The organism is Rhizobium sp. AAP43 (genome assembly GCF_001296045.1).
Lineage (GTDB): Bacteria > Pseudomonadota > Alphaproteobacteria > Rhizobiales > Rhizobiaceae > Allorhizobium.
The window spans coordinates 69,171-87,238 of record NZ_LJHS01000012.1 but is presented as its reverse complement, the minus strand read 5'-3'; the positions used below and the strand labels follow the sequence as shown (position 1 = coordinate 87,238).

At 61.0% G+C, this 18,068-nt stretch carries 16 protein-coding genes; 12 read left to right on the top strand and 4 right to left on the bottom strand.

Going from position 1 to position 18,068, the window contains the following annotated elements; all coding sequences use genetic code 11:
- Positions 1–9 precede the first annotated feature (9 nt).
- The 7 genes from IP76_RS09015 (at position 10) to IP76_RS08985 (ending at position 7,939) form a co-directional block, all read left to right on the top strand.
- Positions 10–2,223, top strand: coding sequence for a primosomal protein N' (locus IP76_RS09015; RefSeq protein WP_054157883.1), 2,214 nt, complete (start codon positions 10–12; stop codon positions 2,221–2,223).
- Between the two features lie 99 nt (positions 2,224–2,322).
- On the top strand, positions 2,323–2,706 hold the full coding sequence (locus tag IP76_RS09010) for a hypothetical protein (RefSeq protein WP_054157882.1): 384 nt from the start codon (positions 2,323–2,325) through the stop codon (positions 2,704–2,706).
- A gap of 263 nt (positions 2,707–2,969) precedes the next feature.
- Positions 2,970–3,536 (top strand): F0F1 ATP synthase subunit delta, encoded by a 567-nt coding sequence (locus IP76_RS09005; RefSeq protein WP_054157881.1) that lies wholly within the window; start codon positions 2,970–2,972, stop codon positions 3,534–3,536.
- The gene (atpA, locus tag IP76_RS09000; RefSeq protein ID WP_054157880.1) at positions 3,536–5,065 is read left to right on the top strand and encodes a F0F1 ATP synthase subunit alpha; all 1,530 of its coding nucleotides are present in this window, start codon (positions 3,536–3,538) and stop codon (positions 5,063–5,065) included. Before IP76_RS09005 ends, atpA begins: the two co-directional genes overlap by 1 nt.
- A gap of 29 nt (positions 5,066–5,094) precedes the next feature.
- Positions 5,095–5,973 carry a F0F1 ATP synthase subunit gamma gene (locus IP76_RS08995; RefSeq protein WP_054157879.1) on the top strand — a complete coding sequence of 293 codons (879 nt, stop codon included), beginning with the start codon at positions 5,095–5,097 and terminating at the stop codon, positions 5,971–5,973.
- Between the two features lie 24 nt (positions 5,974–5,997).
- Positions 5,998–7,461, top strand: a complete 1,464-nt coding sequence (atpD, locus tag IP76_RS08990) for a F0F1 ATP synthase subunit beta (RefSeq protein ID WP_054157878.1) — start codon at positions 5,998–6,000, stop codon at positions 7,459–7,461.
- 70 nt (positions 7,462–7,531) lie between these two features.
- The gene (locus IP76_RS08985; RefSeq protein WP_054157877.1) at positions 7,532–7,939 is read left to right on the top strand and encodes a F0F1 ATP synthase subunit epsilon; all 408 of its coding nucleotides are present in this window, start codon (positions 7,532–7,534) and stop codon (positions 7,937–7,939) included.
- A 66-nt stretch (positions 7,940–8,005) separates the two neighbouring features.
- Here the strand turns inward: IP76_RS08985 and IP76_RS08980 are convergent, their stop codons facing one another.
- The 4 genes from IP76_RS08980 to IP76_RS08965 all read right to left on the bottom strand — a co-directional run bounded on the left by IP76_RS08980 (position 8,006) and on the right by IP76_RS08965 (position 13,331).
- Positions 8,006–9,625, bottom strand: a complete 1,620-nt coding sequence (locus IP76_RS08980; RefSeq protein WP_054157876.1) for a GMC family oxidoreductase — start codon at positions 9,623–9,625, stop codon at positions 8,006–8,008.
- Positions 9,626–9,637: 12 nt separating this feature from the next.
- The gene (locus IP76_RS08975; protein WP_054157875.1) at positions 9,638–10,855 is read right to left on the bottom strand and encodes a mandelate racemase/muconate lactonizing enzyme family protein; all 1,218 of its coding nucleotides are present in this window, start codon (positions 10,853–10,855) and stop codon (positions 9,638–9,640) included.
- 27 nt (positions 10,856–10,882) lie between these two features.
- Positions 10,883–12,307 carry an aldehyde dehydrogenase gene (gene aldA, locus IP76_RS08970; protein ID WP_054157874.1) on the bottom strand — a complete coding sequence of 475 codons (1,425 nt, stop codon included), beginning with the start codon at positions 12,305–12,307 and terminating at the stop codon, positions 10,883–10,885.
- Between the two features lie 100 nt (positions 12,308–12,407).
- On the bottom strand, positions 12,408–13,331 hold the full coding sequence (locus tag IP76_RS08965; RefSeq protein ID WP_054157873.1) for a LysR substrate-binding domain-containing protein: 924 nt from the start codon (positions 13,329–13,331) through the stop codon (positions 12,408–12,410).
- A gap of 167 nt (positions 13,332–13,498) precedes the next feature.
- Between IP76_RS08965 and IP76_RS08960 the strand changes: the two genes are divergently transcribed.
- The 5 genes from IP76_RS08960 (at position 13,499) to IP76_RS08940 (ending at position 17,997) form a co-directional block, all read left to right on the top strand.
- Positions 13,499–14,431: an L-lactate dehydrogenase gene (locus IP76_RS08960; protein WP_054157872.1), complete on the top strand. Its 933-nt coding sequence runs from the start codon at positions 13,499–13,501 to the stop codon at positions 14,429–14,431.
- Positions 14,432–14,479: 48 nt separating this feature from the next.
- Positions 14,480–14,839 carry a helix-turn-helix transcriptional regulator gene (locus IP76_RS08955; protein ID WP_054158074.1) on the top strand — a complete coding sequence of 120 codons (360 nt, stop codon included), beginning with the start codon at positions 14,480–14,482 and terminating at the stop codon, positions 14,837–14,839.
- A gap of 54 nt (positions 14,840–14,893) precedes the next feature.
- Positions 14,894–15,829, top strand: a complete 936-nt coding sequence (locus IP76_RS08950) for a LysR family transcriptional regulator (RefSeq protein ID WP_054157871.1) — start codon at positions 14,894–14,896, stop codon at positions 15,827–15,829.
- A 135-nt stretch (positions 15,830–15,964) separates the two neighbouring features.
- Positions 15,965–16,444 carry a formate dehydrogenase subunit gamma gene (locus IP76_RS08945; protein ID WP_054157870.1) on the top strand — a complete coding sequence of 160 codons (480 nt, stop codon included), beginning with the start codon at positions 15,965–15,967 and terminating at the stop codon, positions 16,442–16,444.
- Positions 16,441–17,997, top strand: a complete 1,557-nt coding sequence (locus IP76_RS08940; protein WP_054157869.1) for an NADH-quinone oxidoreductase subunit NuoF — start codon at positions 16,441–16,443, stop codon at positions 17,995–17,997. The genes IP76_RS08945 and IP76_RS08940 overlap by 4 nt, the downstream gene beginning before the upstream one ends.
- The last annotated feature ends 71 nt before the right edge of the window (positions 17,998–18,068 follow it).

Sequence of the window (18,068 nt, the reverse complement as noted above, 5' to 3'; positions counted from 1 at the left end):
TTGCGCCCGATGACGGACGATTCGAAAAGCTTGTTCGGAGAACTCTTCGAGACACCGCGCCGAAAGGTCGTGCCGGTGCTGGTCCCCATGCCAGCGCCGACTGCCTATAGCTATGCCGTGCCGGAAGCGCTGGTGGTCGAACCGGGCGCAATCGTGCAGATCCCGCTGGGTCCAAGGCAGGTTGTTGGCGTGGTCTGGGATGGCGGCGAGGATAAGGCGGTCGATCCGAAGAAGCTGCGCGAAATCACCAAGGTCTTTGACTGCCCGCCGCTCGACAAGGATATGCGTGCCTTTCTCGACTGGATTGCAGCCTATACCCTGTCTCCGCCCGGTTATGTTGCGCGCATGGCGCTTCGGGCACCCGCTGCTTTTGATCCAGAGCCGATGATCGAGGGCTTGCGCTTCAGCGGCTATCAGCCTGAGCGTTTGACGCCGGCGCGCCAGAAAGTGCTCGAACTTGCCGGTGACGGATTGTCCTGGACGAAGAGCGGACTTGCCCATGCCTCAGGCGTGTCCGCGAGCGTGATCGACGGGCTCGCCAAACAGGGTGTGTTCGAGCAGGTCTTCCTGCCGCCGCCGCCGATCGTTGCGCCTCCCGATCCTGACTATGCGGTGCATCGTCTTGCCGGTCCGCAGAAGGAGGCAGCAGACGAAATCCTCGCCATGATCGGCAAGGGCGGTTTCTCCGTCGCCTTGATCGACGGGGTTACCGGCTCAGGAAAGACCGAGGTCTATTTCGAAGCGATTGCCGAGACGTTGAAGCAGGGCAAGCAGGTGCTGATCCTGCTGCCGGAAATTGCGCTGACGGCCAATTTCCTCGATCGGTTCCAGGATCGCTTCGGATCCAAGCCCGGCGAATGGCACTCTGATCTTGCCACGCGGACACGCGAGAAGGTCTGGCGGCAGGTGGCCACCGGAGAGGTCCGTGTGGTTGCCGGCGCGCGTTCGGCGCTCTTCCTGCCCTTCGAAAATCTTGGCCTCATCATCGTCGACGAAGAGCATGACCCCGCCTTCAAGCAGGAAGATCGCGTCTTCTATAATGCGCGCGACATGGCTGTTGTCCGCGCGCGGATTGCTGGCTTTCCCGTGGTGCTGGTCTCCGCCACGCCGTCGGTCGAAAGCCAGGTGAACTGCATTGCCGGACGTTATCAGCGCATCCATCTGCCCACCCGCTTTGCCGATGCAGCCATGCCGGATCTGCATCTGATCGATATGCGCCGACATCCGCCCGAGCGTGGCGGCTTCTTGTCTCCGATCTTGCTGCGGTCGGTTGGAAAGGCGGTTGAGCGGGGAGAGCAGGCGCTGCTCTTCCTCAATCGGCGCGGCTATGCACCGCTCACGCTCTGCCGGGTCTGCGGTCACCGTTTCCAATGCCCGCAATGTTCGAGCTGGCTGGTGGAGCATCGGTTCCGCGGGCAGATCCAGTGCCATCAATGCGGTTATCACGAACCGACGCCGAATGCCTGCCCCGAATGCGGGACGCTCGACCATCTGGTGGCCTGCGGGCCCGGTGTCGAGCGGATCGCGGAAGAGGTGGAGAAGCATTTTCCCGACGCCCGGACGCTGGTCTTGTCATCCGACCTTGGTGGCGTGAAGCGGCTGCGGTTGGAACTGGAAGCGATTGCCAATGGCGAGGCGGATATCGTCATCGGAACGCAGCTGGTGGCGAAGGGCCATAATTTCCCACTGATGACGCTGGTTGGGATCATCGATGCCGATATCGGCTTGTCGAATGGCGATCCGCGCGCCGCCGAACGAACCTTCCAGCTTCTATCGCAGGTGACTGGACGTGCCGGGCGCACGGGCCGCAAGAGCCTCGGCCTCATCCAGACCTTCCAGCCGCAACATCCGGTGATGCAGGCGCTGGTATCCGGTGATGCCTCGGCATTCTACGAGCGAGAGATTACGGAGAGAGAGCGTGCGCAGCTGCCGCCCTATGGCCGTCTCGTGTCGATCATTGTCTCTGCCGATACTCGGGCAGAAGCCGAGGGGCATGCCCGAGCCCTCCGCCAGGCAGCACCCCATGAGAGCGGGATCATGGTGCTTGGCCCGGCAGAGGCGCCGCTTGCACTGATCCGCGGTCGCCACCGCTTCCGGCTGCTGGTGCATGGAAGACGCAGCAGCGACATGCAGGGCTTTGTCCGCAGTATGCTGGACCGTGGGCCGAAGGAGCGGCGATCAATCCAGGTTCAAGTCGATGTGGATCCTCAGAGCTTCCTCTGAGTGCCGTGGACCGACGCGCAAGAATTTCACGGTCATCCCATACCGCCTCAGCCTTATATGTGGCATAAGCCCCGCGTTTTCGTCTTCTCAGGATCCACCATGGAATTCTACTTCCCCACCGAGCTGGGCGAGCAGCTGGCCTTCGTCGCAGCTGCCGCTGCTGCCGTAATCGGCTGCTTCATCATGTTTGCACCGGGTCTGACGCTGCGTCTGCTCGGCCTTGCGCCACGGGAGGGGCGGCCCGAGGGCTTTGGTGCCGTCCGCTCCACCGGCGGACTCGTCACCGGCTTTTCAGGAACAGCACTTCTCCTGGCGCAGCCCACGGTCTATCTCGCTTTCGGGGCTGCCGTGGCACTTGCGGCTTTTGCTCGCATCCTATCCATCATGTCGGATGGTGGGAGCACTTGGCGCAACCTTCTCCTCCTGGTTGCAGAGCTCGCACTTGCTGCCATGCCTCTCGCCTATGTCTTTGGTCTGACTTGAATTTGAGGAACGGCGCAGTCCCAGTCACTGCGCCGCCAATTTGACGCAGATTCGGACAAAAAACCCAACAAGGCCTTGCTCTCGGGGTGCAAACCGTTAATACGCGTGTTGCGAGTCTAGACCTCGTATGCTAGACGGACCGCGAAATTCGGAAAACGCAAGTCTTACGGGCTGGTGTTTTTGGGGAAAAACAAAACGATATCAGGACGTTGTGAGGCCCTATCTTGGGGCGCTTCGATCCTGGGTCAAAATCAGGGAATTTTTTGCCCGTGGCAGACGCATCCCAAGTGATTTCAGGCGTGGCAGAGCGTTACGCATCGTCGCTTTTCGAGCTTGCGCTCGAGGCCGGTGCCATTGACGCGGTCGCCGCCGATCTCAACCGGTTCCAGGCGATGATCGACGAGAGCGACGATCTGAAGCGTCTGGTCCAGTCGCCGGTCTTTACGGCCGAAGATCAGGTCAACGCCATCAGTGCGATCGGCGAAAAGGCCGGTCTGAGCGCGCTGGTGTTGAACTTCCTGAAGGTCGTCGCCAGCAATCGCCGCCTGTTTGCCGTATCTGGCATGGTGGCCGCCTATCGCCAGATCGCCGCCCGTCACAAGGGTGAGATCACGGCGGACGTTACCTCTGCTCACGCCCTTTCGGCTGAGCAGGAATCCGAACTGAAAGCGGCGCTGAAGGGCGTTACTGGCAAGGAAGTCTCGATCGTGGTCACGGTCGATGCGTCTCTGCTTGGCGGTCTGATCGTGAAGATCGGTTCCCGCCAGATCGACACGTCCCTTCGCACCAAACTTTCCACCCTTAAGCTTGCACTGAAAGAGGTTGGCTGATGGATATCCGCGCCGCGGAAATTTCCGCAATTCTGAAAGATCAAATCAAGAACTTCGGCAAAGAGGCGGAAGTCTCCGAAGTCGGCCAGGTGCTCTCCGTCGGTGACGGTATTGCCCGCGTTTACGGCCTCGACAACGTCCAGGCTGGCGAAATGGTCGAGTTCCCGGGCGGCGTTCGCGGTATGGCGCTCAACCTCGAAGCCGACAATGTCGGTGTGGTTATCTTCGGTGCCGACCGCGGCATCAAGGAAGGCGACATCGTCAAGCGGACCGGCGCCATTGTTGATGTTCCGGTTGGTCCGGAACTGCTCGGCCGCGTCGTTGACGCGCTTGGCAACCCGATCGACGGCAAGGGCCCGATCAACGCGACCCGCCGTTCGCGCGTCGACGTAAAGGCTCCTGGCATTATTCCGCGTAAGTCGGTTCATGAGCCGATGTCGACCGGCCTCAAGGCTATCGATGCCCTCATCCCGGTTGGTCGTGGCCAGCGCGAACTGGTCATCGGTGACCGTCAGACCGGCAAGACCGCGATCATTCTGGACACCTTCCTGAACCAGAAGCCGATCCACGACAACGGCCCTGATAACGACAAGCTGTTCTGCGTCTACGTCGCTGTTGGTCAGAAGCGTTCGACTGTTGCTCAGTTCGTGAAGATCCTCGAAGAGCGCGGCGCACTGCAGTACTCGATCGTTATCGCGGCAACCGCGTCCGATCCGGCTCCGATGCAGTATCTCGCACCGTTCGCTGGTTGCGCCATGGGCGAATACTTCCGTGACAACGGCCAGCACGCCCTGATCGCTTACGACGACCTGTCGAAGCAGGCTGTTGCTTACCGTCAGATGTCGCTTCTGCTGCGTCGTCCTCCGGGCCGCGAAGCTTATCCGGGCGACGTTTTCTACCTGCATTCGCGTCTGCTCGAGCGCGCCGCCAAGATGGGTGACGCTGCCGGTGCCGGCTCGCTGACCGCTCTGCCGGTTATCGAAACCCAGGGTAACGACGTGTCGGCCTTTATTCCGACCAACGTTATCTCGATCACCGACGGTCAGATCTTCCTTGAAACCGACCTGTTCTATCAGGGCATTCGTCCGGCCGTTAACGTCGGTCTGTCGGTTTCGCGCGTTGGTTCCGCCGCTCAGATCAAGGCGATGAAGCAGGTTGCCGGCTCGATCAAGGGTGAACTCGCCCAGTATCGCGAAATGGCTGCCTTCGCCCAGTTTGGTTCCGACCTTGATGCCGCCACCCAGCGCCTGCTGAACCGTGGTGCCCGTCTGACGGAACTCCTGAAGCAGGCCCAGTTCTCTCCGCTCAAGACGGAAGAACAGGTTGCGGTGATCTTCGCTGGCGTGAATGGCTACCTCGATAAGGTCGCCGTCAATCAGGTCGGCAAGTTCGAGCAGGGGCTGCTCTCCTACCTCCGTTCGGAAGGTAAGGCGATCCTTGACGCGATCCGCACCGACAAGGCGATCAGCGACGACACCAAGGGCAAGCTCAAGGCTGCTCTCGATAGCTTCGCGAAGAACTTCGCCTAATTCAGGCTCAAGCCAAGGACGGATAACGGATGCCTTCACTTAAGGATCTGAAAAACCGGATCGCCTCCGTCAAGGCGACGCAGAAGATCACCAAGGCGATGAAAATGGTCGCCGCGGCGAAACTGCGTCGTGCGCAGGAGGCGGCCGAGGCTGCTCGCCCGTACTCCCAGCGCATGGGCGCCGTCCTGGCCAACATCGCGCAAGCCGTGGGTTCGGACGACAGCGCACCGCGCTTGATGACCGGTACTGGCAAGGACGACGTGCATCTGCTCGTCGTCTGCACGGCCGAACGCGGTCTGTGCGGCGGTTTCAATTCGTCGATCGCCCGTTTCGCCCGTGACCATGCGCGCAAGCTCCTGGCCGAAGGCAAGACGGTCAAGATCTTCTGCGTTGGCAAGAAGGGTTACGACAGCCTGCGCCGCGAATTTGCCGGCATGATTGTCGAACGTACGGACCTGCGCGAAGTCAAGCGTATCGGTTTCACCAATGCAGATGCCATCGGCCGCAAGGTCATCGGTATGTTCGAGCGTGGCGAATTCGACGTTTGCACGCTGTTCTATTCCGAGTTCAAGTCGGTGATCAGCCAGATTCCGACCGCCCTGCAGATCATCCCGGCCGCTCCGGCCGATGCTGCTCCGCAGGCTGGTGCTTCTGCGCTTTACGAATACGAGCCGGACGCGTCGGCGATCCTCGAGGATCTGATCCCGCGCAACATCTCGGTTCAGATTTTCCGGGCCCTGCTCGAAAACGTTGCTGGTGAAATGGGCGCCAAGATGAGCGCCATGGACAATGCGACGCGCAATGCCGGTGAGATGATCAACAAGCTGACGCTTTCGTACAACCGCCAGCGTCAGGCACAGATCACCAAGGAACTCATTGAAATCATTTCGGGCGCGGAAGCGCTCTGAGGTTAAGGAAAGAGGGTAAGATACATGGCTAAGGCAGCTACCCCCAAGTCTAAGGCGGTGAAGTCCGCAGCTGGTGCTCTCGGCAAGGTCACGCAGGTCATCGGCGCCGTCGTCGACGTCGCATTCGAAGGCGAACTGCCCCCGATCCTGAACGCGCTGGAAACCGACAACGGCGGCAACCGCCTCGTTCTCGAAGTCGCGCAGCACCTCGGCGAGAACCAGGTCCGCACGATTGCCATGGACTCGACCGAAGGTCTCGTCCGCGGCCAGCCGGTCAGCGACACGGGCGCTCCGATCACCGTTCCGGTCGGTCCGGAAACGCTTGGCCGCATCATGAACGTCATCGGCGAGCCGGTTGACGAAGCCGGTCCGCTGGTCACCGAAGGCCGTCGCGCCATCCACCAGGAAGCGCCGTCCTACGTCGAGCAGTCGACGGAATCGCAGATCCTCGTCACCGGCATCAAGGTCGTCGACCTCCTGGCGCCTTACGCCAAGGGCGGCAAGATCGGCCTGTTCGGCGGTGCCGGCGTTGGCAAGACGGTTCTGATCATGGAACTGATCAACAACGTTGCGAAGGCACACGGCGGTTACTCCGTGTTTGCAGGCGTGGGTGAACGTACCCGCGAAGGCAACGACCTTTACCACGAAATGATCGAGTCCGGCGTTAACAAGCACGGCGGCGGCGAAGGCTCCAAGGCTGCGCTCGTATACGGCCAGATGAACGAACCGCCGGGCGCCCGCGCTCGCGTCGCTCTGACCGGTCTGACGATCGCTGAAGACTTCCGCGACAAGGGCCAGGACGTTCTGTTCTTCGTCGACAACATCTTCCGCTTTACCCAGGCAGGTTCGGAAGTGTCGGCTCTGCTCGGCCGTATCCCGTCGGCCGTTGGTTATCAGCCGACGCTCGCAACCGACATGGGTCAGATGCAGGAACGCATCACCACCACGACCAAGGGTTCGATCACCTCGGTTCAGGCCATTTACGTTCCCGCCGACGACTTGACCGACCCGGCTCCGGCCACCTCGTTCGCCCACTTGGATGCAACGACGGTTCTGTCGCGTTCGATCGCAGAAAAGGGTATCTACCCGGCTGTTGACCCGCTCGACTCGACCTCGCGCATGCTCGACCCGCTGGTCGTTGGCGAAGAACACTACGAAATCGCTCGTAAGGTTCAGACGACCCTGCAGCGCTACAAGTCGCTTCAGGATATCATCGCCATCCTCGGCATGGACGAACTGTCCGAAGAGGACAAGATGACCGTTGCCCGCGCCCGTAAGATCGAGCGCTTCCTCAGCCAGCCGTTCTTCGTTGCTGAAATCTTCACCGGTTCGCCGGGCAAGCTGGTTGCGCTCGAAGACACGATCAAGGGCTTCAAGGGCCTGGTCAACGGTGACTACGACCACCTGCCGGAAGCTGCCTTCTACATGGTTGGCTCGATCGAAGAAGCGATCGAAAAGGCCAAGCGCCTGGCAGCCGAAGCGGCTTAAGGCACAAGGGAACGCCGGCACGCGGGTTACTCGCGTGCCGCTCCATCCTTCATCAGAGAAGTGAACGACCATGGCCGACAATTTCAACTTTGAGCTCGTTTCGCCCGAGCGTCTTCTGCTCTCCGAGCTGGTGAGCGAAGTCGTCATTCCGGCAACGGAAGGCGAAATGACCGTCATGGCCAATCATGCGCCGACCATGACGACCATCAAGCCGGGCGTCGTGACTGTGAAGCTCGCTTCCGGTCAGGTCACGAAATACGTGGTCTTCGGTGGTTTTGCCGACGTTCTGCCGACCGGCTGCACGCTGCTCGCCGAATCGGCTGTTCCGCTTTCGGAAATCGCCCCGGATACGCTCACCAAGCGCATCGACGAGGCCCGCAAGGAACTCGAAGGCGTCGAGCAACACGAGCACCGTACCAAGCTCGAGCAGTATCTTGCTGAGCTGACCAACCTGAACGGCATTCTCGTCGCCGCCTGATTGGCAGAACTCGACGACACGATTTGAAGCCGGGCCCTTGGGTCCGGCTTTTTTCATGTGGTTCTGTCAGGCGGAGTGTGTGTCTTCGAGAATCATCGCCGCACCCTTTTCGGCGACCATCATCGTGGGCGCATTGATGTTGCCGGCGGTAATGTTGGGGAAGACGGAGGCGTCAACGATGCGTAACCCTGCCACGCCGTGCACCCTCAACCGCGCATCGACAACGCTCGAATGCGGATCAGTGCCCATCGCGCAGGTACCGCACAGGTGATAGATCGATCCGCTGTTCTGGCGAAAATAGTCGAGCAGCTTCTCATCCGTATCTGCAGCCTTGGAGGGGGACACCTCGTCCTCTACCCACCCGGCTAGTGCATGGGTGGCCGCGATCCGGCGCATGAGCCGGCTCCCCTGCAGAACTTCGTCTATATCACGCTCTGTCGAGAGATAGTTTGGACGGATCAATGGAGCGTCAGAGGCCTCGGGGGAGGCTATCGAGATTGCGCCTTTGCTGGTTGGGCGGCAGGCATTGAACGCGATGAGAAAACCCGGATAGGGCTCTGGCGTCAGGCCCGCGCGTGGATTGTCCGGGATACGATAGGACAGAGGGTTGAAGTAGACCTGGATATTCGCGCGCGCCTCATCTGGCGATCCCCGGAAGAAGCCGCCGGCCTGGTTGACGCTCATCGCGAAGGGGCCGCTGCGCTTCAACAGCCACATCAGGCCAAAGCGGGCCTGGCCGATGAGGCTGGCAAAATCGCCGTTCAACGTCGGCCGCTTTGAGCGGTAGTAGAAACTTCCGCAGAGGTGATCCTGCAGGTTCTGTCCGATGGCGGGCAGGTGTCTTTGCGGCGAGATCCCATGTTTCAGAAGCACCGATCCGTCACCGAAACCGGAGAGCTGCATCAGCTTTGGCGTGTCCACGGCACCAGCGGTCAGAATGACCTCTCGGCGCGCTGAGTAGGTCACCAAGCGACCATGCTGGATCACTTCCACACCTGACACCCGGCCATTGGCTTCGACCAGCAGACGGCGTGCATGGGCTTCCCGCTCAATGGAAAGGTTCGGCCGCTTCAGCGCGGGTCGCAGATATTCGGCGCTCGAGTGCGAGCGCTGGCCGCGCCGGGTGTTGACGTCGTAGACACCGGCACCTTCGAGCGCAGCGCCGTTGAAGTCTTCGTTCAGCGGCACCTGGAGCTCGTCACAGGCGGCCAGGAAGGCGTCGCTGACGGCATGGGTTGCCCCGCGCATCGGCGTCACATGGATGGGGCCCTCTGTGCCATGCCAGTGGCTTTCTCCCCGCGCATGGGTCTCCAGCTTGCGGAAGAAGGGCAGCACGTCATCGAAACCCCAGCCCGGGTTTCCGGCGTCGCGCCAGTCATCGAAGTCCTGGCGCGCGCCGCGCACAAAGACCATGGCATTGATCGAGCCGGAGCCGCCCTGCACCTTGCCGCGCGGGGCGTAGATCCGCCGTCCCCCGAGGTTCGGCTCGGGCTCGGTACGGTACATCCAGTTGACCTTGGGATTGTAGTAGCTCTTGGCGTAGCCGACGGGGATCTTGAACCAGAAGGATTTATCCTCGCCACCGGCCTCGATCAGAAGCACGGAATAGCGTCCGCTCTCGCTCAAGCGACTGGCCACGATGCAGCCTGCCGAGCCTGCACCGACCACAATGAAATCGAAGATCATGGGCGTTATCCCTCAGCCCTTGGCCGGCGCGAAGGCTTTAACGTCCATCGGTTCCGGGGCCATCTGGAGGTGCAGCCGTTCACCCGTATAGGGCGTATGGCACGCAATGACCTCGTGATTGAGCTCTATGCCGAGGCCGGGCTCGCGGGAGGGAATGAGGTAGCCGTCCTCGAAACCGAGTTTGGTCTTCAGCACCTCCGCATGGAAGCCGCCGAAATCCATGATGGCTTCGTGAATGAGGAAGTTGGGGCTTGCCGCGGAAAGCTGGATACTAGCAGCCGCTCCAACGGGTCCGTTGTAGAGATGGGGCGCGATCTGCGCATAGAAGGCTTCTGCCATGCCAGCGATCTTCTTCGCCTCCAGCAGTCCGCCAACACGGGCGACGTTCATCTGGAGAATGGAGGCTGCCCCCAGTTGAAGCACTCTCTGGAATTCATATTTCGTGGTCAGCCGTTCGCCGGTCGACACAGGGATTGAGGTCGCGCGCGCCACTTCCGCCATCGCCGCCTCCTGGCCAGGCGGCACCGGCTCCTCGAACCATAGCGGATCGTATTTCTCCAGCCGCTTGGCGAGCCGGATTGCAGAGGAGGGAACCATCTGGCCGTGGGTGCCGAAGAGGATGTCCGCACGGTTGCCGATCGCGTCACGGATCTTCTGACAAAACCCTTCGCAGCGGTCCATGACGGCGAGCGACAGCTGGTGGCCGGAATAGTTCGTGTAGGGGCCGGCCGGGTCGAACTTCAGTGCAGTAAAGCCCGCCTCGACCATTCGGATCGCCTCTTCGGCGGCCAGATCCGGATCGTTGTAGTCGTACTCTCCGGCTGCGTTCTTCGGATAGAGATAGGTGTAGGCGCGCAGCTTCTCATGCACCGTGCCGCCGAGGAGATCCGCAACGGGCCGACCCGCCGCCTTGCCGATGATGTCCCAGCAGGCGATCTCAAGGCCTGAAATAATGCCGACCATGGTCGGATCGGGCCTCTGGGTGAAGCCGCTCGAATAAGCAGCACGCCAGAAGCGTTCGATCTGGTGCGGATCATGACCCTCGAGATAACGGGTGAAAACATCTTCGACGAGGACGGCGATGCCGGACGGATGAAAGGCGGTCGAATAGATTTCGCCGACGCCCGTGATGCCGCAGGCCGTCTCCAGCTCGACGAAGATCCAGTACATGCCGCCAATATGCGGCGCAGGCGTTGCCACGACATGGGTCTTGAGCGAAGCGACTTTCATGGATACCCCCTTGGTGCCGCGATATGTTCAATGCTTGAGGATGACGAGGCGGGTCTGTGTGAATTCCAGCATGCCGTGCTTGCCATCATCGCCGCCGAGGCCGGAGCGCTTCCAGCCGGCGTGGTAGCCCTGGTAGGGATCTGCCGGGAAACGGTTGATGTAGAGCTCGCCCGCTTCGATCTCGTTCGCTGCCTTCATCACCTTGCGGTAGTTTTCCGAGAAGACGACGGAGGCGAGCCCGAATTGGTGGTCGCTGGCCATGGCAAGCGCATTGTCGAAATCGGTATACGGAATGACGGGGAGCACCGGCCCGAAGACTTCTTCCTGGACGATTTCCATGTCCTGCCTGCAGCCGGACAGAAGTGTCGGTGGATAGAAGAAGCCGTCACCATCCGGCAGATAGCCGCCTGCCTCCAATGTCGCACCATCGGCCACGGCGCGCTCCACCATGTGGTGGGCCTTCAGCCGTGCCTGTGCCGTCGCCAGCGGCCCCATGTGATCGGGATGCTCGGAGCGGTCGCCGAAATGACGGGTCTCGAAGGCGGCTTTGAGCTTTTCCAGCAACGTGCCGTGGATAGAGGCATGGACATAAAGCCGCTCAACGGAGGTGCAGACCTGGCCGCAATGGGCGGTCTTTGCCGCAAGGACACTGCGCGTCACGAGATCAAGATCGGCATCCGGTTCGACGATGACCGGCGTCTTGCCACCGAGTTCCAGCGAGGGCTTGGCGATGTTGGTCCGGCAAAAGCCAAGCACCGTCTGTCCGGCCGAAACGCTACCGGTCAGCGTGATCATGCCGATTTCGCTGCGGGTACACATCACTTCTGCCACATCATGGTTCATCGTCATGATGTTGACGAGGCCTGCGGGCAAACCGGCTTCGGCAACGCATTCGGCGAAGATGAAAGCCGAGGTTGGTGTAGTGTTGCTGGGGCGGACAACGACGGAATTGCCGGCAATCAATGCCGGGGCAATCTTGCGGACCAGCGTGTAGATCGGGAAGTTGAAAGGGATCAGGCAGGCAACGACACCGATTGCCGTTCGCTTGAGCATCAGTGTCTCGTCGGGCGTGTCGCTCTCGATCACTTCGCCTTCAATGCGCCGCGCCCACTCGGCGTGGTATCGCATGAGCTCAACACCGTAGATGGCCTCGCCGGTGGCGTCCGCAAGGCTCTTCCCGGATTCATTGGCCAGCGCCGTGCCGATCCTGCCAGCATTCTTCTCGAGAATGTCAGCCAGCCGGCGCAAGGCATTGCCGCGCTCAATCGCCGGCAGACGACCCCAGGGCTTTTGAGCGCGAGCGGCGGCCTGCGCGGCCCGGACAACATCTGCTTCTGTTGCGGCGGGTACGCTGGTGAAGATCACGCCAGTGGCGGGGTTCCTGACGTCGATCCGGGATCTGTCGGCGGGCTCCTGAAAGTCACCATCGATAAAATTGCGGCATTCGGTCATGAACGGCTCCAGGCTCGGACACAGTCCTGCAACTAGGACGCCGCTCTAGAGAAGTGGCAAGCGAGTAATTGTCGGGTTCAGCATTCCAAATTGGAATGGTTCAGGCCGTGGCGTGCGACTGAAGACGATCTTGTGGGTGTAGCTCTGAGTGTAGCCAGGTTCGCAAGGCGCTTACATGGGCAGAGACGGGACCATCCGGGCGCGTCACCAGCCAGTAGGACTCGTGGCCCTCGACTTCGACGTCCAGCACCTGAACGAGTTTTCCCTCGTGCATCAGGGATGCCACCATGAAGCGATCGGCCACCGCGAGCCCCAGTCCGTTGCAGGCGGCCTCGATCACGAGATCCAGGAGATCGAACTCCAACCCGCCGGCCGTGTCGGTTTCGCCCAGGCCTGCGGCATCCAGCCAGCGATGCCAGGTCAGGTAGCGCTGGTCGACGGATGCCAGCACATGCAGGAAGGTGAAGCAGGACAGGTCGATGGGCGTGTCCGACGGCACGGCCTCTAGCAAGGCGGGGGCGCAAACGGCGATGTGATGTTCGGTGAATAGCCGCTCAGAGCGCAAACCGGACCATTCGCCGTCACCGAAGCGAATGGCGCAATCGAGCATGCCGCGTTCGGCCAGCCTGTCCTCTGGCTCCGTGGTGATGCTGAGGTCAATATCGGGCAGAAAGGCGCGCAGTCTCGCCAATCTTGGCAGAAGCCACCGTTTGGCAAAGGTTGGTGGAACATTGATCCGCAGCCGCCGGAGGTTGCTTTTTTCGCGGATATTGCGCACCGTAAGCTCGACCTGATGGAAAGCTTGCTGCAGGGCGGCCAGCAATTCGGCGCCCGACGGCGTGAGTTCCAGGTGATGGTGCCGTCGAATGACCAGCTGCTCGCCCAATTGGTCCTCGAGATTGCGGACCTGACGGCTGACGGCACTCTGGGTCAGGTTCAGCAGTTCTCCTGCTCTGGTGAAGCTGCGTGTCTGGCCGACGACCTCAAACACTTTCATGGCGGATAGGGCCGGTAGCCGTCTCATTGAGCCTCGCAAGACTGGTATCAAGGTGGCGCATCAAAGCAGAAAGCAGGCTCTGGCGCACGGGAATTCCACCAATAATGCTCCCGAACCGAGGGTGGAAAAGCTTTGAACCTTATGCATCAGAGGTTACATAAGCGGGCTGGATGCTGCAACGCAGGAGGGAAGGAATGAAGGTCGGGATCGTCGGTGCCGGCATGGTCGGAAGTTCTGCCGGCTATGCTTTGGCCCTCATGGGACTGGCGAGCGAGATCGTGTTCGTTGATCAGAACGAAGCACTGGCCGTCGCACAGGCCGAAGATATCGCCCATGCGGTGCCCTTCATGTCCTCCACCGTTGTCAATGCGGGGAGCTATCGGGATCTCGACGGATGCTCGGTTGTCATCATTGCTGCGGGTGTCAGCCAGAAACCCGGCGAGACACGGCTTGCCCTGCTTGAACGCAATGCCGCCGTCTTCCGCGCCGTTCTTGGCCAGGTCCTGCCGGTTGCCCCTGATGCCATTCTCTTGATTGCATCAAATCCGGTCGACGTGATGACACAGATCACGGTGCGCATCTCCAATCTGCCGCCGCATCGCGTGATCGGGTCCGGCACCATTCTCGATACGGCCCGGTTCCGCAGTCTTGTCGGTCGCCATCTCGGTATCTCGCCGCAATCTGTTCATGCCTATGTGCTGGGCGAACATGGTGACAGCGAGGTCCTGGCCTGGTCGAGCGCGCGCGCAGGTTCCGTTCCACTTTCTTCCTTTGCCGCGCAGGTTGGTTCGCCTCTTACAGATGATGTTCGCGCCAACATTGATGATGGCGTGCGCAATGCGGCCTACAAGATTATCCGCGGCAAGGGTTCGACCTATTATGGCATCGGCGCAGGCCTCGCCCGCATCATCAAGGCCATTGCGCGGGATGAGCGTGATGTACTTTCGGTCTCGATCGTTACGCCTGAAGTGGCCGGGGTTAAGGAGGTTGCCTTATCCATCCCGCGGGTGATCGGTGCTGAGGGTGTGACTGCCGACCTGTTTCCTGATCTCGATGAAAGTGAATACACAGCACTGAACCGCAGCGCCTCCATCCTGAAGGAGCGGGCCGATGCCGTTGTCCTTTAAGCGTCGCGCTCGAGCGGCCGGTTCGAACCGAAAAGCGGACATTTGATCATGATCGCGGAAGAACTCACGGACGAGCAGTTGGACGGCATGCTGGTCAAGGCGCGGGAGGCGGCAGCGCTCCTGAAGGCGTTGTCGCATGAATCACGCCTCCTCATGCTCTGCATGCTTTGCCAGGGCGAACGGACCGTTGGAGAAATCGAGCAATTTCTCGGCATGCAACAGGCCGTGGTTTCACAGCAACTCGCGCGGCTCAGGATGGACCGGATCGTTCAGGCCCGGCGTGACGGGCGGCAGATCTATTACAGCATTGTCGACCCGCAACTCGCCGAGCTGCTGTCGGTGCTCTACAAGATGTATTGCGAGCCGACCGCAAAGCGGGATACGACCGGTCGCGGGACCAAGGCGTGAGCCAGGCCCCGTCGGCCGCGTGAAGGGCCGCATGAGGGGTCGGAAGATGCTGCCATGATCGACAAACTCGAGTTCTTCATCGCGCTTGCGCGCCAGCAGCATTTTGGCCGGGCGGCCGAGGAGTGCGGCATCACACAGCCGACCTTGTCGGCGGCGCTCCGCCAGCTCGAGGAGCAGCTCGGTGTGATCCTTGTGGTGCGTGGGTCACGTTTTGTCGGGCTGACACCGGAAGGCCAGCGGGTTCTCGAATGGGCGCGCCGCATCGTCGGCGATACGCGCACAATGCGCGAGGAAATGCGGGCGGCACGGCGGGGCCTTGCAGGCCATATCCGGCTTGCGGCGATCCCGACCGCCCTTGCCATGGTTCCCAAGCTTACGGAACCTTTCCAGACGCGCCACCCGAATGTGACATTCTCCGTCGTTTCGCGCACATCGCTGCAGGTCCTGAGCCAGCTTGAAAATCTCGAAATCGACGCGGGCATCACCTACCTCGACAACGAACCCCTTGGGCGCGTGACGACGGTGCCGCTCTATTCCGAGCGTTACCACCTGATCACGGCGGCGGGCACGCCGCTGGCCGACAGGGCCTCTGTGACATGGCTAGAGGTTGCGAGCCTTCGGCTTTGTCTATTGACCGCCGACATGCAAAATCGCCGTATCATCAACAAACACATGGCCGAAGCGGGTGTCGAAGTGGCACCGACGCTCGAATCCAATTCGATGATCGTCTTGTTCTCGCATATCCGCACGGGCAAATGGGCATCGATCATGCCTCGTAACGTCGCGGATTCCTTTGGCTTTCCAGAGCAAATCCGCATGATCCCGATTGCCGAGCCGGAGGCCTCGCATCTCGTCGGCCTTGTTGCCACCCATCGTGAGCCGCATACGCCGCTTGTTTCTGCTTTGCTGCATGAAGCGCGTATGCTGGTCTCTGCCGATGCGTTTGATAGAAATCTTCTATCGACCCACGAGACCGCGCTATTGACCTGACGAGCTTGGAGTGGCCATCCTGCGCTGACGGCAATTCCGCGCGATCTTTCCGCGGACGATCAATACTGGTCCACAGCGGCAAGTCATGCGGATGATGCGATGCCTTGCCCTGTGTCGGCTTGGGAGGACTGGCTCATGGATATCCGTGCGGTCGTTTCTGATGAAACGACGCGTCTCTCTGCAATCATCGATGCCTGTCTTGGGCTCGAAGGCCCCATGTTGCCTATTCTTCACCAGATTCAGCACGAGTTTGGCTTCATTCCAGAACCGGCGAAACAGCTGATCGCTGATGCGCTCAATCTGTCACGGGCGGAAGTGCATGGGGTCATTACCTTCTACCACGACTTCCGTGACAAGCCTGGGGGCCGCCATGTCCTGAAACTCTGTCGGGCCGAGGCTTGCCAGTCGATGGGTGGCGAGCCTCTTGCAGCAAAGATCCAAGCCCTGCTCGGGGTTGACTGGCACGGCACAACGCCAGACGGGGCCTTGACGTTGGAGCCGGTCTATTGCCTCGGCCTTTGTGCGCAGGCACCCGCCGCCATGCTCGACGGCGAGGTGCACGCCCGGCTCGATGAAGACGCGCTCGCTGACATTCTTGCAGAGGTGCGCCGATGACCGTCACCATCTTCGTTCCCCGAGACGCTGCAGCGCTGGCTGTCGGTGCCGACAAGGTTGCCGCCGCCATCACGCGTGAGGCAAGCGCGCGCGATCTCGATGTCCGGATCGTACGCAACGGGTCGCGCGGCATGTTGTGGCTGGAAGTGCTGGTCGAAGTGCGCACCGAGCATGGCCGTATCGCTTATGGCCCGGTCCGGCCGTCAGATGTCGCCTCGCTCTTCGATGCCGGTTTCCTGTCCGGCGGCGAGCATCCGCTCGGTCATGGGCTTACCGCGGAAATCCCCTTCCTCAAGGGACAGACGCGGCTTACCTTCGCCCGCTGTGGCGTCACCGATCCGCTCTCGCTCGATGACTACCGCCATTATCAGGGCCTGAAGGGTCTCGCGAATGCCATCGCCATGGCACCGGTCGAGATCGTCAAACAGGTCACCGACAGTGGCTTGCGCGGTCGTGGCGGTGCGGGCTTCCCGACTGGCATCAAGTGGAAGACGGTTGCGGAGGCGTCCGCCGACCAGAAATACATCGTCTGCAATGCCGACGAGGGCGACAGCGGCACCTTTGCCGACCGGATGATCATGGAAGGCGATCCCTTCGTCCTGATCGAAGGCATGGCGATTGCCGGCATCGCGACCGGCGCCACCAAGGGCTATGTCTATACGCGCTCTGAATATCCGCACGCGATTGCTATGATGGAAGAGGCGATCCAGATCGCCCGCCGCGAGGGCATCCTCGGTTCGTCGGTGATGGGGTCTGCTTATGCCTTCGACATGGAAGTGCGCATGGGCGCCGGTGCCTATGTCTGCGGCGAGGAAACCTCGCTTCTGAACAGCCTGGAAGGCAAGCGCGGTGTGGTGCGCGCCAAGCCGCCGCTTCCGGCCTTGCAAGGTCTGTTCGGCAAGCCGACGGTGGTCAACAACGTCATGTCGCTTGCCTCGATCCCCGTGATCATGGATCGCGGCGCGCAATTCTACCGCGATTTCGGCGTTGGCCGTTCGCATGGCACGATCCCGATCCAGCTTGCCGGTAACCTCAGGCACGGCGGATTGTACGAAACGGCCTTTGGTCTGCCGCTCGGCCAACTGATCAATGAGATCGGCGGGGGAACGATTTCAGGCCGCCCGGTCAAGGCCGTGCAGGTCGGCGGGCCGCTCGGCGCCTATTTTCCGCCGTCGTTGTTCGACACGATCTTCGACTACGAGGCCTTCACCGCTGCCGGTGGTCTCATCGGTCATGCCGGTGTGGTGGTCTTTGACGACAGCGTCGACATGCTGAAACAGGCGCGTTTCGCCATGGAGTTCTGCGCGGTCGAAAGCTGTGGCAAGTGCACGCCTTGCCGTATCGGCTCGACCCGTGGTGTGGAGACGGTCGACAAGATCGCTCAAGGCATCGAGCCGGAGAAGAACAAGGTGCTGCTGGAAGATCTCTGCAACACGATGAAGTTCGGTTCGCTCTGTGCGCTCGGTGGTTTTACGCCGTATCCGGTCATGAGCGCGATGACGCATTTTCCGGAAGATTTCACGCCAGTTCCGGTCAGGGAGGCAGCTGAATGATTGACGGTTGTCTTTCGTCATCCTCGGGCTTGTCCCGAGAATCTACCGAGCTTCCCACGTGGGCAAGGTTT

Coding starts and splice junctions, on each gene's coding strand:
- IP76_RS09015 (WP_054157883.1), top strand. CDS start 10: ATGACGGACGATTCGAAAAGCTTGTTCGGAGAACTCTTCGAGACACCG.
- IP76_RS09010 (WP_054157882.1), top strand. CDS start 2,323: ATGGAATTCTACTTCCCCACCGAGCTGGGCGAGCAGCTGGCCTTCGTC.
- atpA (WP_054157880.1), top strand. CDS start 3,536: ATGGATATCCGCGCCGCGGAAATTTCCGCAATTCTGAAAGATCAAATC.
- IP76_RS08995 (WP_054157879.1), top strand. CDS start 5,095: ATGCCTTCACTTAAGGATCTGAAAAACCGGATCGCCTCCGTCAAGGCG.
- atpD (WP_054157878.1), top strand. CDS start 5,998: ATGGCTAAGGCAGCTACCCCCAAGTCTAAGGCGGTGAAGTCCGCAGCT.
- IP76_RS08985 (WP_054157877.1), top strand. CDS start 7,532: ATGGCCGACAATTTCAACTTTGAGCTCGTTTCGCCCGAGCGTCTTCTG.
- IP76_RS08980 (WP_054157876.1), bottom strand. CDS start 9,625: ATGATCTTCGATTTCATTGTGGTCGGTGCAGGCTCGGCAGGCTGCATC.
- IP76_RS08975 (WP_054157875.1), bottom strand. CDS start 10,855: ATGAAAGTCGCTTCGCTCAAGACCCATGTCGTGGCAACGCCTGCGCCG.
- aldA (WP_054157874.1), bottom strand. CDS start 12,307: ATGACCGAATGCCGCAATTTTATCGATGGTGACTTTCAGGAGCCCGCC.
- IP76_RS08965 (WP_054157873.1), bottom strand. CDS start 13,331: ATGAGACGGCTACCGGCCCTATCCGCCATGAAAGTGTTTGAGGTCGTC.
- IP76_RS08960 (WP_054157872.1), top strand. CDS start 13,499: ATGAAGGTCGGGATCGTCGGTGCCGGCATGGTCGGAAGTTCTGCCGGC.
- IP76_RS08955 (WP_054158074.1), top strand. CDS start 14,480: ATGATCGCGGAAGAACTCACGGACGAGCAGTTGGACGGCATGCTGGTC.
- IP76_RS08950 (WP_054157871.1), top strand. CDS start 14,894: ATGATCGACAAACTCGAGTTCTTCATCGCGCTTGCGCGCCAGCAGCAT.
- IP76_RS08945 (WP_054157870.1), top strand. CDS start 15,965: ATGGATATCCGTGCGGTCGTTTCTGATGAAACGACGCGTCTCTCTGCA.
- IP76_RS08940 (WP_054157869.1), top strand. CDS start 16,441: ATGACCGTCACCATCTTCGTTCCCCGAGACGCTGCAGCGCTGGCTGTC.